The following is a 14,307-nucleotide window of genomic DNA, read 5'->3' on the forward strand; positions in this document are numbered from 1 at the left end:
TCAGCGCCCCCCGATCCCGGTCAGGCTTTGCAGCACGAAGGGGAAGGCGAGACCAATCAGGCCGGCGACGGCGGTGTAATCATGCCAGAGACGGCCGATCCGCAGATCGAGCACCCGTGACGGACCGATGAACCCGGTGTTCCAGCGCCACAGGCCGTAGATCGCAAGCACCGCACCGATGGCCGCATGGAAACCGACATAGACGGCCACGGCAAAGGCGGCGGCCGATGCGGCATGACCGGTCGGTGCTGGGATCGACATCAGGAGCACGGCGACAGCACCCACGCTTGCCAGATGGGCGACCAAGGCCACCACCAGTGCGGTGACCGTACGCCCAGGCTGGCCGTTGGCCATGCGTCCGGCAATCGCGGCCACCGTCAATCCGACCGCCGCAACGAGCGAGGGCAGGACGAAGGTGAAGTCGAGATCCGGCGGCGGCCAGTTGGGGGCCGAGAGCCAGAGGAAAAACGCGCCGAAGACCAATGACGTGTAGAGCGTTGCATTGGCGGCCAGCGCAAAGACCACGGCCCACCAGGAGGGAGGCTGTGCCACCTCCTGGTGATGCAGCGCACGCTCGCCGCGCCCGATCTCCAGCGGTCCGATCTCCTGCTTGAGCCCGGTCGATGGCGTCCACAGGAAGAAGAGGACAACGACAGCAATGAAAGCCAGAGGTGTCAGCCAGTAGAGCTTGGCGAGAAGGCTCGCGAAGAAGACGGCGGTTGCCATCGCCGTCCAGAGCGGCAGGAAGGTCGGGCGCGGCAGGATCACGACATGATCGAGCCGGCCGCTCACCATGTCGACGCTCAGCGTCTCCATCCAGCCATTGCGCATGAAGCCGAGATAGCCGCGACCGGCGGCGAGCTCCGGGCCGAGCTTGCGCGGTTCCAGCGCATCGCCGCGCGTGTCGAAATGCGGCAGGGAGCCGAAATTGTAGGAGGGCGGCGGGGTCGGCGTCGCCCATTCGAGCGTACCGGCTTCCCACGGGTCCCGACGGAAAGGCCTGCCATGGCGGATCAGCATGATGAGATCGAGCGCCACCAGCGCAAAGCCGATCGTCATCACGAAGCCGCCGACCGACGAGATGAAGTTCAACACCTCCCAACCGGCTTCTTGCGGATATTCGAACACGCGTCTGGGCATTCCGCGCAATCCCGTCAGATGCATGATGAAGAAGGTGACGTTGAAGCCGATGAAGACCAGCCAGAAGGCCGGCTTCGACAGATGCTGTACAGGCTGTCGCCCCGTGATGTGCGGCAGCCAGTAATAGGCCGCCGCCATCATCGGGAACACGAAGCCGCCGACCAGCACGTAATGCAGATGCGCCACGACGAAATGCGTGTCATGCGCCTGCCAGTCGAAGGGCACCATGGCCAGCATCACGCCGGTCAGGCCACCCGCCACGAAGACGAAGAAGAAGCCGAATACATGCAGCATCGGGATCGAAAGGCGCGGCTTTCCATGCGCCATGGTCGCAAGCCAGGCAAAGATCTGGATGCCCGTCGGGATCGCGACCAGCGCGCTCGCGGCGGAGAAGAAGGAGAGCGCCACATGCGGGATGCCCACCGTATACATGTGGTGGACCCAGAGCCCGAAGGACAAGAACGCCATGGCAACGATCGCCGCCACGATCAGGCCGTAGCCCTCGAGCCGCGTGCGGCAGAGAACTGGGATGATCGTCGAAAGCGCACCGGCTGCGGGCAGGAAGATGATGTAGACTTCCGGATGGCCGAACAGCCAGAAGAGATGCTGCCAGAGCAGCGGATCGCCGCCGCGCGTCGGATCGAAGAAGGGCAGGTCGAAGGCCCGCTCCACTTCGAGCAGGATCGAACCCAGGATCAGCGGCGGAAAGCCGATCAGCATCATCGCCGCGACCACCAGCATATACCAGGCGAAGATCGGCATGCGGGTGAGCGACATGCCGGGTGACCGGAGCTTGAGGATGGTGACCATGATCTCGATCGCCGCCGAGAGCGCCGAGATTTCCACGAAGGTGATCCCGAGCAGCCAGACATCAGCATTGATGCCGGGGGAATAGGGGCGCGACGAAAGCGGCGTATACATGAACCAGCCGCCATCGGGCGCAATGCCGAAGACCAGTGCCGCTACGAGGAAGGAGCCACCGAAGAGGTAGCACCAGTAGCCATAGGCCGACATGCGCGGGAAGGCGAGGTCGCGGGCACCCAGCATCTTCGGCAGGAGATAGATCGCCAGCCCCTCGAAGAAGGGAATGGCAAACAGGAACATCATGATGACGCCATGCATCGTGAAGACCTGGGCATATTGGGCGGCATCCAGGAAGGCGCTGTTGGTCGAGGCGAGCTGCGCCCGGATCAGCATGGCAAGCACACCGCCGATCGCGAAGAAGACGAGCGCCGTGACCATGAACCGCTTGCCGACCACGGTGTGGTTCACCGCCGACAGTCGTTCCAGCCCGCGGCCCGATCCCCAGACCGCCTCGAGCTCATGATGCAGCCGCACCGCCGTCTTTGGTGTCGTATACCCGGTTTCGGGTCTGGCGTCGGTCATGGGGCGGGCGCTCCTGCGGACAGTGCATTCAGTCTCTGGCGATAGGTTTCGGGCGCATGCGCCTCGACGGTGAAGCGCATGCCGGCATGGCCGACACCGCAATATTCGGCGCAAATGCCGCCATAGCGGCCCGGCACATCGGCCTTGATCCGCACCACCGTTTCATGTCCGGGCACCGCGTCGATCTTGCCGGCAAGCCGCGGGATCCAGAAGCTGTGCACGACGTCGTCGCTGGTGACCCGCACCTCGACCACGCCGCCTGCCGGGATATGCAGCGTTCCGTCGGTGGTGAGATCGCCCGGCAGATCAGGGTAGCGGAAGTCCCAGCGCCACATCGAGCTGCGCGCCTCGACCCGCGCCATGACGGGTTCGCGCTGCCAGGCCCCGATGAGGTATTCGCCCTGTGCCATGCCATAGGTCATCAGCGCGACCAGCACCGGAATGGGCAGGAAGAGACCGCCGGCAATCATCCAGCCCTTGGGCGAGAGGCGTCGGCCAAAACCGGGTTTGAAGAAGACCAGGGCCTGCAGAACCAGCACCAGCCCGAGAATGAGGCCGGAGCCGATGAGCATGATCCACCAGAGATCGGCGATCGCACCGGCATAGGGACCACCGGGCTCCAGCGTCGAAAGATCACCACTGCAGGACGTCAGCAGCAGCGCGCCGAAGCTGACCGCGGCAAGGCGATGGAACAATCGGCCGATGCCGGGCCTTTCCCCCGCAAACGGAGAACCCCCATGGCCGAAACATCTGAGACCGACACTGTTAACCCCGTCATCGAGCAGCTGGAAGAAAAGGACAAGACCTCCGCGATTGCGGTCGCCGGCCATCCGCTGCATGCCATGAGCGTGCATTTCCCGATCGCGCTGGTTTTCGGCACGCTGGCGGTCGACATCTTCTATTGGTTCAGCGCCGACCCGTTCTGGCTGCGCGTCGGGGTGTGGACCTCGGGCACGGCCTTCCTCGCAGGCGTTGCGGCCGGCATCGTCGGTACGGCCGAACTGCTGCTCGTGGCCGGCATCCGTGCCCGCGCGGCGAGCTGGGCCCATGCAATCGCGGCCATCACCCTGATCTCCGTTGCCGGCGCCAACTGGGGCCTGCGATTGATCGAACCGGATGTCGTCTTGCCCCATGGCATGCTGCTTTCGGTTCTGGCGGCCGTGTTGACGGGTGTTGCGGGCTGGCACGGTGGCAAGCTGATCTTCGATCACGGTATCGGCCTCATGGTGTCGCCCAAGGATTGAGTGGTTCAAGCAGGCGCCCAAGGCCGCCCGGCTCCGACATCACGGCCGGCAGCGAGATCTGCGGCGCCTCCTTGGCCAGCACCAGAACGAGGATCGCCAGCACCACGGCGCAGCAGCTGGCGGTCGCCACCACGAAGCGCCATGCGGGATAGACCTCTCCCTCCTTGAACAGGCGAATGACCACCAGGCCCGAAAAGACGTGGAAGATCGCAAGCAGCCCGACAAAGGCGAGCTTCCAGGAGAACCAGGGCGCAAAGACTTCCCGCGCAAAACTGAGAGCAATGCCGCTCGCGACCGCGATGAAGGCGGCCGGCGAGATCAAGACCACGAAGGCAAACCGCGTCATCCGCTGCATGCGGTAGAGGGCGTCATCGCTCTGAACGAAGGCCCGCTGGACATAAAGGCTCGGCAGGCTGATCAGACCGGCGGTCCAGATGGCGATGGCGGCGATATGCACGAACTTGAGCAAGGCGATCATCAGCGCGGCGCCTCGCTGTCGAAGCTGCGCCCGGCAAACAGGCTGCGCAGCTTCAAAAGAGCCGCGAAGAGATAGGGCAGGGCCGCCGGCACCCACATAAGAAGCCCCGAAAGCTGCTGGTCCGCCAGTGGCGACAGGCCGAAGGGATGCGTTGTGTCGAGATGCGCCGCAAAGAGTGGCTCCCGCGAGAAGGTGAGAAGCGCGCCGAGCATGCCCATTTGGATCGTCGTGCCGAGCAGCAGTGCGACCGAGGGGCCGACGGTGCGCCGCGGCGACAGGATATCGTACCACAGCCAGACCGCCGAACCGATCAGCGTCAGCTCCATCAGCCAATAGGCCGAGGGTGACGAAAGGGCGAAGAGATAGGGCCCTGGCGCATGCCAGGTCCACATCAGGATGGTGTGCACCAGGAAGGAAAGCTGCGCGGGGAGCGGCTGCCGCTCACGCGCCTTTGGCGGGATCGACAGAATGATGAGGGGCGCGAGGAAGGTAACGAGCAGGATGTGATGCAGGACGCGCGCGGAAAACAGGGCAGATGCCAGCGCGCAAAGCGGCGAGACGAAGGCGACCAGCAGGACGACGAGCGCGGCGAGCGCCGCCATCCGCTGCAGCCGAGTGCCGGCTGTGGTGATCAAAAGGACGAAGAATGCGCCGATTGCCGCCAGGAGCGGCGGATCGAAGTTCCAGTCACGCCACAGCATGTCCGGTGTCGGCGCCGGACCGCAGTAGATGTCGAGGTTCATGATGCCTATCCCCGTTCGGCGTTCAACATGTCGGCTGCCACGGCAAACCGGCCTTCCGGCTGCCGCCCTGCGAAGGCAACACCCGTGCTGGCATATTGTTCCATGCCGATTGTTCCATTGTTCCCGAAAGTTCGGAAACGGCTCAGCCGCCCCGTTCGATGCGCACCGGAACCGACTTGTAGGCCGGCGTTTTCGAGGCCCGATCGTGATGCGACAGCGGCACGAGCGGATTGAGTTCGGGATAGTAGCCACCGACGCAGCCATCCGGCAGATCGAACGGCATGACCTCCAGCCCGCCGACCCGACGGTCGATGCCGTCACCCGCATCCGACACCAGTGCGACACGCTCGCCGACCGTCAGCCCGTGGCGCTCGATCTCACGCGGGCTGATCAGGAGCACGTCGCGCTTGCCCTCGATGCCGCGCAGGCGGTCGCTATAGCCGTAGACGGTGGTGTTGAACTGGTCATTGCTGCGCATGGTGATCAGGCTCATCCGGCCCGGCGCATCCTCATAGCCCGTTGCCGACAGCGCTTCCGGCGTCACGAACTCGGCCTTGCCGCTCTCCGTCTTCCAATGCCGCTCACGCGCCGAATTGCCGCGATAGAAGCCGCCGGGGGTGAAGATGCGGGCGTTGAAATCGCGAAACTGCTCGGGATAGGTCTTCTCGATCAGATCGCGCACCATCGCCGTATCGCGCGCCCACTGCCCCCAGGGCATTTTCGGGTTTTGCGGCAGGACCGCCTCGGCGATCCGGCTGACGATTTCGATCTCCGACTTCAGGTGCTCGCTGGCCGGCGTGCGCTTGCCGACCGAACCATGTACGCAGCTCAGGCTGTCTTCCATCGTCACCACCTGCGGCTTGCCGGTCAGATGGTCCATTTCGCTGCGCCCGAGGCAGGGCAGGAGATAGGCAACCTCGCCGTTGAAGAGATGGCCGCGATTGAGCTTGGTCGCGATCTGCACCGTCATCCGCATGCCCGGCCAGGCGTCTTCCATCGCCTTCTGCTCCGGCACGGCGCGCAGGAAGTTGCCCCCAAGCCCGATGAAGGCGTCGATCTCGCCCTTCAGGATCCCCTCGCAGGCCTCGACCGTGTTCAGGCCCTTCTCGCGCGGCGGGGTGAAGTCGAACATCTCGGCGAGCCGGTCGAGCGGCACGAGCTCCGGCTTCTCTGCAATGCCGACGGTCCGCTGGCCCTGGACATTCGAGTGACCGCGCACCGGCGAAATACCGGCCCCCTGACGGCCGATATTGCCCTTCATCAGGAGCAGGTTCACATAGGTGGAGATATTCTCGAAGCCGTGCACATGCTGGGTGAGCCCCATGCCGTAGATGCCGATGGTCTTCTCCGCTTCGACATAAACGGCGCCTGCCGCCTCGATGGCGGCGCGGGTGAGGCCGGAGACCCTTTCGATCTCCGCCCACTCGACCGCACGCACCCGCGCTTCGAACTCTTCGAAGCCGACGGTGTGTTCGGCAATGAAGGCCCGGTCGATGACATGGCGGTCATCGGTCCGCGCCGCATCGTCAGCGGCCAGCACATGCTTGCAGAGCCCGAGCAGCACGGCGATGTCACCGCCCGGTTTGACCTGATGATACTGGCAGGAGAGTGCCGTCTCATGCCCGGTCACCATGGCCGTCGGCTCCTGCGGGTTGATCATGCTTTCCAGCCCCCGCTCGCGCACGGGGTTGAAGGTCACGATCCGACAGCCGCGCCTGACGGCCGCCTGCAGGACATGCAGGAAGCGCGGGCTGTTCGAGCCGGTGTTCTGGCCGAAGAAGAAGATCGCGTCGCAATGCTTGAAATCGTCCAGCACGACCGTGCCGACCGGAGAGCCGATGACCTTCTTCAGCGTCACCGACGTCGTCTCGTGACACATATTGGAGCTGTCGGGCAGATTGTTGTGGCCATAGGCGCGGGCAAAAAGCGCCCAGCAATAGGATGTTTCGAGGCTCGCCCGGCCGGAAGTGTAGAAGACAGTCTTTTTCGGATCCATCCCCTTCAGCTCGCGTCCGATCTCGGCAAAGGCTTCGTCCCAGGAACACGGCACGTAGTGATCGCTCGCCCGATCATAGCGCATCGGATGCGTGAGCCGCCCAAGCTGCTCCAGATCGTAATCGCTGAAGGTCTTGAGTTCGGTTACCGTATGACGGGCAAAGACATCCGGCGTGGCCTCCCGGCTCGTCAGCTCCCAGAGCGTCGCCTTGGCACCGTTCTCGCAGAACTCGACGGGATGGTGATCGGCAGGCTTGGTCCAGGCGCAGGAGACGCAGGCAAAGCCGCCCGGCTTGTTCTGCTCGAGAAGCGTCGCGAGTGCACCGGGGCTCACGCCCTCCTTGCCCGCAATACGGGCGATGCCGCGAAGCGATCCCCACCCACCGGCCGGCCCGTCATAGCTCACCGTTGCATCACCCTTTGCCATCGTCCGCTCCCTTGGAATGTGGTGGTCCGGAAGAAGGAACGACTGGGGGAGGGATTGGTTGCGTTAAAATCAGGTCCGAAAACCTACACGAGCCGGTGATCGTCCGGGGCGTGTTCAGGAAAGTTCCGCTCGCCGTTCGAAGACAACGCGGAATCACATTTTATTGCCCTCGACCATTGTCGACCGGGGGCGAGCCCCTATTCTGCAGACTCGACCTGAAGCCATCGTTGCGATAGCCGAGTATGGCGACCGAGAGTCTGGAGTAAATGATGGCGCCTTCCACGATCTTCTCGCCCACCGAGAACTGCTGGCGGATCGAGAAAGCCGACGAGTTCTCAATCCTCATCGATGCCGATGACTATTTCTCGTCGATCCGTGCCTCGATGATGGCGGCGAAGCGGGTGATCTTCTTCGTCGGCTGGGATTTCGATGCCTCCATCACGCTCGGCAATCCCGATGTCGATGATGGCGCCCCGCGGAAGGTCGGCGAATTTTTCCTGTGGCTTGCGCGTCGCAACCCGGATCTGCAGATCAAGATCCTGCTCTGGAGCCCGGCACCGCTTGCGAGCTGGGCAAGACCCTCGAACCTGCCTTATCTCCTGCGCTGGAAGTGGAACCGGCAGATCTCCGTCCATCTCGATGGCAAACACCCGCTCGGCAGCTCGCATCATCAGAAGATGCTCGTCATCGACGATACCGTCGCCTATTGCGGCGGCATCGACGTGACGCTCGACCGCTGGGACACGCGCGAGCACCTCGACGACAATCCGCAGCGCCGCCGCCCCAACGGCAAGCCCTATGGCCCCTGGCATGATATTTCGAGCCGCTTTACCGGACCGGCCGCACGCGCGCTCGGCGAACTCTGCCGCCACCGCTGGACCCGCGCCGGCGGCCACGACGTCGCGCCCGTCGAAGCCCTGCCGCCGCCCAAGGAGAAGGCTGACAACGTCTCCTTCGGCGCCGTCGATCTCGCAATCGCCCGCACCAGTCCGGCCTATCGGGAGGAAAAGGCGGTCACGGAGATCGAGCACCTCTATATCGACATGATCAATGCGGCTGAGCGCGTGGTCTATGCCGAAAGCCAGTATTTCGCCTCCCGCGCGGTGGCCCAGGTGATTGCCAGACGCCTTGCCGAACCCGATGGACCGGAATTCGTGCTGATCAATCCGGTCATCTCCGACAACTGGCTGGGCCAGGTTGCCATGGATACCGCCCGCGCGCGGCTCGCCGAATCCCTGCGCCGGCATGACGAGCATGACCGCTTCCGGATCTACCACCCCGTCACCGCCGGCGGGCAGGGGATCTATGTCCACGCCAAGCTGATGATCGTTGACGATCGCTATCTCCGCATCGGCTCGTCCAACTTCAACAACCGCTCCATGCGCTTCGACCAGGAATGCGACGTGGCCCTCGAAGCGGACGGGTCGGATCAGAGGGCGGAGAAGATCATAAGCCTCCGCAACGACCTCCTGGCCGAGCATCTGGGCACGACGCCTGAGATCGTCGAAGAGACGCTGCGCCAGACCGGCTCCCTGATTGCCGCCATCGAACGCCTGCGCGCCGAAAGCGAAAGGACGGGCAAGGCCAGGCTCAGACCCTACGAGACGCCTGACATCACCGATCTCGACCGCTGGCTCGCCGATCACGAGATCCTCGACCCGGAGGGCTCGGATGCGGTGTTCGAGCCGATCGAGAAGAGGGGGCTGTTTAGAGGAAGGTTGAAGCGGCCGAGGCGGCGGAGGAGGGCCGGGTAGACACGATCCTTACACTGTCCGTCGGAACAATATCCCATCAAATCTCCCGTCTGCAGCCAGCGAAAAACTCCACTCCTGGCGTCCTTTCTCGAAGTCCACGTCGTAGACGTCCCAGCCATCATCCGTCACGCCCTTGAACGTCATATCCTTTAGCGCTCCAAGCCGCTGTAACTCGCCCCGGATGATCTCAGCCTGTTCGCGCGCGATCGCGGCAAGCGGTGGCGTCATCTTGGCATAGTCTGGTTCCCCCTGCTGATGCTGGTGCACGAGCTCCTGTAAAAGAACGCGGCTGTTCTCAACGGGGCGCTTGTCCCTGATCCTTGCGGCCAGTGTCGCTTCCAAGGTTGCCGCCGCGCCTATATCGACCCGCTCGGCGGTCTCTTTGTGTCCGTTCTGATGCAGCGTCAGGGCCGTGACCATACCCGCTGCATTGCGGATAAAACTGATCTGCGCCGGCACAGCCTTGTAGAAGAAACGGTCGACCTCTTCGGCAAAAAGTTCGAGTTCGACCTGCCCGGTGACACGGGCAAAGAGCCTGTGACCCTCGTGGCGAATGGTGAAGACAACCGTATCGAGCCGGTAATGTCCCGCATAGTCGGCATAGAGCCTGGAGTCGATCGCCCGCTCCGTGCGCGGCCGCATCTGTTCATAGCGTCGCCAGGCGATGGTTTCGGAGGTTGTTTCAGTCATCGATTGATCCTTTGCGAGTGCGAGCAGGTCGTCCGTAGAGAGGATCTCCCCGATAGCGATCTTCGTTTGCATGTGATCGATGAGGCTGAGACTCTGCCGAACGCGCGCCATCTGCTCCCTAAGCGCGCTAGACTGGACGGACAGGACACGCTCAAGATCCGTTGCCTGCCCGGCCAGCAGCCGGCTGATCTGCTCGAGCGTCAGACCGAGCCGCTTCAGCGTCAGGATTTCGGTAAGCCGCGCCAGATCGTGCGCCCCATAGAGCCGCCAGTTCTTCTCTGTCCGCCGCGGAGCAAGAAGACCCGCCGCCTCGTAGATCCTGAGCGCCCGCACGGTCAGCCCGGCGCGCTTGGCACACTGCGCTGCCGTCAGCCATGTGTCCTTTGTTGTCTGGCCTGCCATATCGTCTCCGTCATCGAATGAGACGGTTGTAGGCTATGACGCTGGGTCCGGCTCAAGGGGAAAAAAGAGAAACGGCAACTGACGAAGCGTCCACCCCGCGCACTTTAACCGTCAGAGCGACGTCGTGATCTACTGCGCACGGGGATACGAGTTTTTAGCTAAGTTCTCGACGAGTTGCTGCGTGTGGAGCTGGCACGCGACTACGAAATCGCCTCGATCCCTTTGCGGCGAATGATGTTCAGAAGCGCCAGGGCCGGGCCGGTTGGGCGCTTTGCTCCACGCTCAAGCTGGGAAACATAGCCTGGAGTGAGGTTGAGATAGCGCGCAAATACCGCCTGGCTGAGATGGGCTTCTTCACGGAGCTTGCGGATGTCTTCCGGAGAAATCTCCTCATGCAATGGCTCACGATCCCGGCCAAGGTGCCGGATGGTGATCTTCTCGTGCGCTTCGGAACTCAAAATCCCACTCTTGTTCATATCCGCGGCCGTTTCGAGCAAAGCCTCGGTTAGGCGGCTCACCTGCTTACGTCCCGTCATTCACCGACCTCCTGAACAGTTCCATCACGCAGCGCCTTCGCCAACATCGCATCATCCGCCGCAAGCCATGCAGCCCCGATTTCCCGCAAGGTCAGCAACTCGTCCGGCTCAATATTCTCTTGCTCACTTTTGGCGAAACTGTAGAGAAACACTGCCCGATTGCCTTCCCGGTAGGCGACGATCATGCGGTAGCCGCCAGATCGTCCCTGACCGCTGCGTGCCACACGCTGCTTGATAAGACCGCCTCCGAGGTCGGCATCCACCAAGCCGCACTCGGCGCGCACGATCGCTTCACGCAGGCTGGAATCCGCAATCCGCTGCTTTCGGGCGTATCGCACCATCCATTTTGTCATAAGGATCCGCATGCAGGTATCCTAATCCAATGAATTATAGTACGTGGAGCGATAGTTTTCAATTCCAGGTCTGGTTCGCGAGAAGGGTGTGATCTTTTGCTAACCTACCACCCGTTCAAAACCGAAGCGTCTCGCTCTCCATCGCCCGATCCAGCAACACCCCATAGTCCGCCTTCGGAATATCCACCGCCCCGAACGTCTTCAGATGCTCGGTGGTGAACTGCGTGTCGAGCAGCGTGAAGCCGCGTTCGCGCAACCGCTCCACCAGATAGACGAGACAGATCTTCGACGCGTTCGTGCGCCGTGAAAACATGCTCTCGCCGAAATAGGCGGAGCCGAGGGTGACGCCGTAGAGGCCGCCGACCAGTTCGTCGCCTTCCCAGGCTTCGACGCTGTGCGCGTGGCCGAGGCGGTGCAGCGCGCCGTAGAGGTCCTTGATCTGCTGATTGATCCAGGTGCTCGGCCGGTCGTCGGCCGCTTCCGCGCATTTTTCCACCACCTGGTCGAAGGCGGTGTCGAAGCGGATGTCGAAGGGGGCTTTGCGGATCGCCTTTTGCAGGCTTTTCGAGACGTGGAAACCGTCGAGTGGGATGATCCCGCGAATATCGGGTTCGACCCAGAAGAGTTCGGGGTCGTCGGCCGATTCCGACATCGGGAACATCCCGATGGAATAGGCGCGCAGCAGGAGTTCCGGCGTAATGCTTCGGTCCCTGCTGCGTCGCCCAGCCATGGTCTTTACTTGGCCGAGGTTTCGGCCAGGTATTTTTCCAGCCAGTGGATGTCGTAGTCGCCGTTGGCGATGTCCTGATTGGCCACGAGATCCTGGAACAGCGGCAGCGTCGTCTTGATGCCGTCGACGACGAATTCGTCGAGCACGCGGCGCAGACGCATCATGCATTCGACGCGGGTGCGTCCATGCACGATCAGCTTGCCGATCAGGCTGTCATAGTAAGGCGGGATCTTGTAGCCGGCATAGGCGCCGGAATCGACGCGAACGCCAAGACCGCCCGGTGCATGGAAATGCGTGATCGTGCCGGGCGAGGGCACGAAGGTGCGCGGATCCTCGGCATTGATGCGGCATTCGATGGCATGGCCGGAAAAGACGATCTCGTCCTGCGTGACGGAGAGGCCGGCGCCGGAGGCAACACGGATCTGCTCATGCACGAGGTCGATGCCGGTGATGGCTTCGGTGATCGGATGCTCCACCTGCAGGCGGGTGTTCATTTCGATGAAATAGAACTCGCCGTTTTCGTAGAGGAATTCGATCGTGCCGGCGCCCCGGTACTTCATCTTCTTCATGGCGTCGGCGCAGATCTGGCCGATCTTCATGCGCTGCTCGACGTTGAGGGCAGGGGAGTTTGCCTCTTCCCAGACCTTCTGGTGGCGGCGCTGCAGCGAGCAGTCGCGTTCGCCGAGATGGATGGCGTTGCCCGCACCGTCACCGACAACCTGCACCTCGATATGGCGCGGCTTGCCGAGATATTTTTCCATGTAGACGGCGTCGTTGCCGAAGGCGGCAAGCGCTTCGGAACGGGCGGTCGATACGGCCTCTTCGAGCTCGGCCTCGGTCTTGGCGACCTTCATGCCGCGGCCACCGCCACCGGCGGTCGCCTTGATCAGAACCGGGAAGCCGATCTGCCGGGCGATTTCCATCGCGTTTTCCGGCTTCACTTCGCCGTCCGAGCCTGGAACGACGGGGATGCCGAGTTCGACCGCGGTCTTCTTCGCGGTGATCTTGTCGCCCATCAGACGGATATGCTCGGCCGTCGGTCCGATGAAGGTGATGCCATGGGCGTCGAGGATATCGGCGAACTTGGCGTTCTCAGACAGGAAGCCGTAGCCCGGATGCACGGCGTCCGCACCGGTGATCTCGCAGGCCGCGACGATCTGGTGGATGTTGAGATAGCTGTCACGCGACGGCGGGGGGCCGATGCACACGCTTTCGTCGGCCAGGCGCACATGCATGGCGTCGGCGTCGGCGGTGGAGTGAACCGCCACCGTCTGGATGCCGAGTTCCTTGCAGGCGCGCAGCACGCGCAGCGCGATTTCGCCTCGGTTGGCGATGAGGATCTTCGAGATACCGCTCATCGGCTTACTCGATGATGACCAGGGGCTCGCCGTATTCGACCGGGCTTGCATCGTCGATGATGATCTCGACGACCTTGCCGGACTTGGGCGAGGGGATCTGGTTCATGGTCTTCATGGCTTCGATGATGAGCAGCGTCTGGCCTTCCTTGACGGTCGAGCCGACTTCGATGAAGGGGCGCGCGCCAGGCGCCGGGGCCAGATAGACGGTGCCGACCATCGGCGCGGTCACGGCCTTGGAGAGGTCACGGCCGGCAGGGGCTGCGGGCGCGGCAGCTGCAGCAGGGGTAGCCGCCGGAGCCGGAGCGGCAGGCGCCTGATAGTTATAGGCCGGCATCTGCATGGCCACCGGGGTGCCGTTGCGCGAGACGCGGATGCGCAGGTCGTCCTGCTCCACTTCGATCTCGGTGAGATCCGTGTCGTTGAGGATGTTTGCGAGATCGCGGATCAGCGCCTGATCGATGCCCGATTTCTTGTCAGCCATGGGTGGATGTCCTGTATTCTTGTTATTGCGTGATGGTTTTCAGCGCCTGGAGCGCCAGGATGTAGCTATGAGGTCCGAAGCCGCAGATCACGCCCTTGCACGCGGGCGCTATCATCGATTTGTGGCGGAATTCCTCGCGCGCATGCACGTTGGAAATATGCACCTCGATCACCGGGATCGGAGAGATCGCCCGGATCGCATCATGAAGCGCCACCGATGTATGGGTATAGGCGCCGGCATTGATCGCCACGCCCACGGCCTTGTCGGCAGCCTCATGCAGCCAGCTCACGAGATCGCCCTCGTGATTGGACTGGCGGAAGTCGATGGTCAGGCCGAGCTCGGCACCGGCGGCCTTGCAGTCCGCCTCGATGTCGGCGAGCGTCTTGCCGCCATAGATCCCGGGCTCCCGCTTTCCCAGCATGTTGAGATTGGGGCCGTTCAGCACGAAAATGGTTTTGCTCATCTACGCTTCCGTCGACTTTCAACCGCCTCCTATAGACCGAGAGCCCCTGTAGGGAAAGCCCTTTGCCGTGATCACGCCCCGCCGTCCCCGGAAAACCGGGAAAGGGTTAAGATCGACAGTGGCGGGA

14 protein-coding genes are annotated in these 14,307 nt (G+C 62.9%); 2 read left to right on the top strand and 12 right to left on the bottom strand.

The window, feature by feature from the left end; translation table 11 throughout:
* Window positions 1–2,526, bottom strand: coding sequence for a cytochrome c oxidase subunit I (ctaD, locus tag M1E12_RS05900; protein WP_479564054.1), 2,526 nt, complete (start codon window positions 2,524–2,526; stop codon window positions 1–3).
* Entirely contained in the window at window positions 2,523–3,221 is a 699-nt protein-coding gene (gene coxB / locus M1E12_RS05905; protein ID WP_479564055.1) for a cytochrome c oxidase subunit II, read from the bottom strand. Before coxB ends, ctaD begins: the two co-directional genes overlap by 4 nt.
* Window positions 3,222–3,263: 42 nt before the next feature.
* Here coxB and M1E12_RS05910 point away from each other — a divergent pair, with 42 nt between their 5' ends.
* Entirely contained in the window at window positions 3,264–3,770 is a 507-nt protein-coding gene (locus M1E12_RS05910) for a DUF2231 domain-containing protein (RefSeq protein ID WP_479564056.1), read from the top strand.
* Here the strand turns inward: M1E12_RS05910 and M1E12_RS05915 are convergent.
* From M1E12_RS05915 to M1E12_RS05925, 3 genes are all read right to left on the bottom strand, one after another.
* The gene (locus tag M1E12_RS05915; protein WP_479564057.1) at window positions 3,748–4,248 is read right to left on the bottom strand and encodes a CopD family protein; all 501 of its coding nucleotides are present in this window, start codon (window positions 4,246–4,248) and stop codon (window positions 3,748–3,750) included. The two genes, M1E12_RS05910 and M1E12_RS05915, sit on opposite strands and share 23 nt — an antisense overlap.
* On the bottom strand, window positions 4,248–4,991 hold the full coding sequence (locus M1E12_RS05920; RefSeq protein ID WP_479564058.1) for a cytochrome c oxidase assembly protein: 744 nt from the start codon (window positions 4,989–4,991) through the stop codon (window positions 4,248–4,250). Before M1E12_RS05920 ends, M1E12_RS05915 begins: the two co-directional genes overlap by 1 nt.
* Window positions 4,992–5,133: 142 nt before the next feature.
* Window positions 5,134–7,413 carry an FdhF/YdeP family oxidoreductase gene (locus tag M1E12_RS05925; protein WP_479564059.1) on the bottom strand — a complete coding sequence of 760 codons (2,280 nt, stop codon included), beginning with the start codon at window positions 7,411–7,413 and terminating at the stop codon, window positions 5,134–5,136.
* 266 nt (window positions 7,414–7,679) lie between these two features.
* Here M1E12_RS05925 and M1E12_RS05930 point away from each other — a divergent pair, with 266 nt between their 5' ends.
* On the top strand, window positions 7,680–9,167 hold the full coding sequence (locus M1E12_RS05930; protein ID WP_479564060.1) for a phospholipase D-like domain-containing protein: 1,488 nt from the start codon (window positions 7,680–7,682) through the stop codon (window positions 9,165–9,167).
* A 9-nt stretch (window positions 9,168–9,176) separates the two neighbouring features.
* On the opposite strand, the gene M1E12_RS05935 is transcribed toward M1E12_RS05930, so the two are convergent.
* From M1E12_RS05935 to aroQ, 7 genes are all read right to left on the bottom strand, one after another.
* Window positions 9,177–10,259, bottom strand: coding sequence for a MerR family transcriptional regulator (locus M1E12_RS05935; protein ID WP_479564061.1), 1,083 nt, complete (start codon window positions 10,257–10,259; stop codon window positions 9,177–9,179).
* A gap of 200 nt (window positions 10,260–10,459) precedes the next feature.
* The gene (locus M1E12_RS05940; protein WP_136542533.1) at window positions 10,460–10,795 is read right to left on the bottom strand and encodes a helix-turn-helix domain-containing protein; all 336 of its coding nucleotides are present in this window, start codon (window positions 10,793–10,795) and stop codon (window positions 10,460–10,462) included.
* Window positions 10,792–11,160 carry a type II toxin-antitoxin system RelE/ParE family toxin gene (locus M1E12_RS05945; protein WP_113459457.1) on the bottom strand — a complete coding sequence of 123 codons (369 nt, stop codon included), beginning with the start codon at window positions 11,158–11,160 and terminating at the stop codon, window positions 10,792–10,794. Before M1E12_RS05945 ends, M1E12_RS05940 begins: the two co-directional genes overlap by 4 nt.
* Window positions 11,161–11,263: 103 nt before the next feature.
* The gene (gene aat, locus M1E12_RS05950; RefSeq protein ID WP_479564062.1) at window positions 11,264–11,878 is read right to left on the bottom strand and encodes a leucyl/phenylalanyl-tRNA--protein transferase; all 615 of its coding nucleotides are present in this window, start codon (window positions 11,876–11,878) and stop codon (window positions 11,264–11,266) included.
* A gap of 5 nt (window positions 11,879–11,883) precedes the next feature.
* Window positions 11,884–13,236 carry an acetyl-CoA carboxylase biotin carboxylase subunit gene (gene accC, locus M1E12_RS05955; protein ID WP_113459459.1) on the bottom strand — a complete coding sequence of 451 codons (1,353 nt, stop codon included), beginning with the start codon at window positions 13,234–13,236 and terminating at the stop codon, window positions 11,884–11,886.
* Between the two features lie 4 nt (window positions 13,237–13,240).
* Entirely contained in the window at window positions 13,241–13,717 is a 477-nt protein-coding gene (gene accB / locus M1E12_RS05960) for an acetyl-CoA carboxylase biotin carboxyl carrier protein (RefSeq protein ID WP_479564063.1), read from the bottom strand.
* A 22-nt stretch (window positions 13,718–13,739) separates the two neighbouring features.
* Window positions 13,740–14,180: a type II 3-dehydroquinate dehydratase gene (aroQ, locus tag M1E12_RS05965; RefSeq protein ID WP_310238185.1), complete on the bottom strand. Its 441-nt coding sequence runs from the start codon at window positions 14,178–14,180 to the stop codon at window positions 13,740–13,742.
* Window positions 14,181–14,307 lie beyond the last annotated feature (127 nt).

Source organism: Rhizobium sp. K33, from assembly GCF_056501445.1.

Bases quoted from the DNA above. Each gene is read 5' to 3' on its own strand.
- ctaD (WP_479564054.1), bottom strand. From the start codon at position 2,526: ATGACCGACGCCAGACCCGAAACCGGGTATACGACACCAAAGACGGCG.
- M1E12_RS05910 (WP_479564056.1), top strand. From the start codon at position 3,264: ATGGCCGAAACATCTGAGACCGACACTGTTAACCCCGTCATCGAGCAG.
- M1E12_RS05915 (WP_479564057.1), bottom strand. From the start codon at position 4,248: ATGATCGCCTTGCTCAAGTTCGTGCATATCGCCGCCATCGCCATCTGG.
- M1E12_RS05920 (WP_479564058.1), bottom strand. From the start codon at position 4,991: ATGAACCTCGACATCTACTGCGGTCCGGCGCCGACACCGGACATGCTG.
- M1E12_RS05925 (WP_479564059.1), bottom strand. From the start codon at position 7,413: ATGGCAAAGGGTGATGCAACGGTGAGCTATGACGGGCCGGCCGGTGGG.
- M1E12_RS05930 (WP_479564060.1), top strand. From the start codon at position 7,680: ATGATGGCGCCTTCCACGATCTTCTCGCCCACCGAGAACTGCTGGCGG.
- M1E12_RS05935 (WP_479564061.1), bottom strand. From the start codon at position 10,259: ATGGCAGGCCAGACAACAAAGGACACATGGCTGACGGCAGCGCAGTGT.
- M1E12_RS05940 (WP_136542533.1), bottom strand. From the start codon at position 10,795: ATGACGGGACGTAAGCAGGTGAGCCGCCTAACCGAGGCTTTGCTCGAA.
- M1E12_RS05945 (WP_113459457.1), bottom strand. From the start codon at position 11,160: ATGCGGATCCTTATGACAAAATGGATGGTGCGATACGCCCGAAAGCAG.
- aat (WP_479564062.1), bottom strand. From the start codon at position 11,878: ATGGCTGGGCGACGCAGCAGGGACCGAAGCATTACGCCGGAACTCCTG.
- accC (WP_113459459.1), bottom strand. From the start codon at position 13,236: ATGAGCGGTATCTCGAAGATCCTCATCGCCAACCGAGGCGAAATCGCG.
- accB (WP_479564063.1), bottom strand. From the start codon at position 13,717: ATGGCTGACAAGAAATCGGGCATCGATCAGGCGCTGATCCGCGATCTC.
- aroQ (WP_310238185.1), bottom strand. From the start codon at position 14,180: ATGAGCAAAACCATTTTCGTGCTGAACGGCCCCAATCTCAACATGCTG.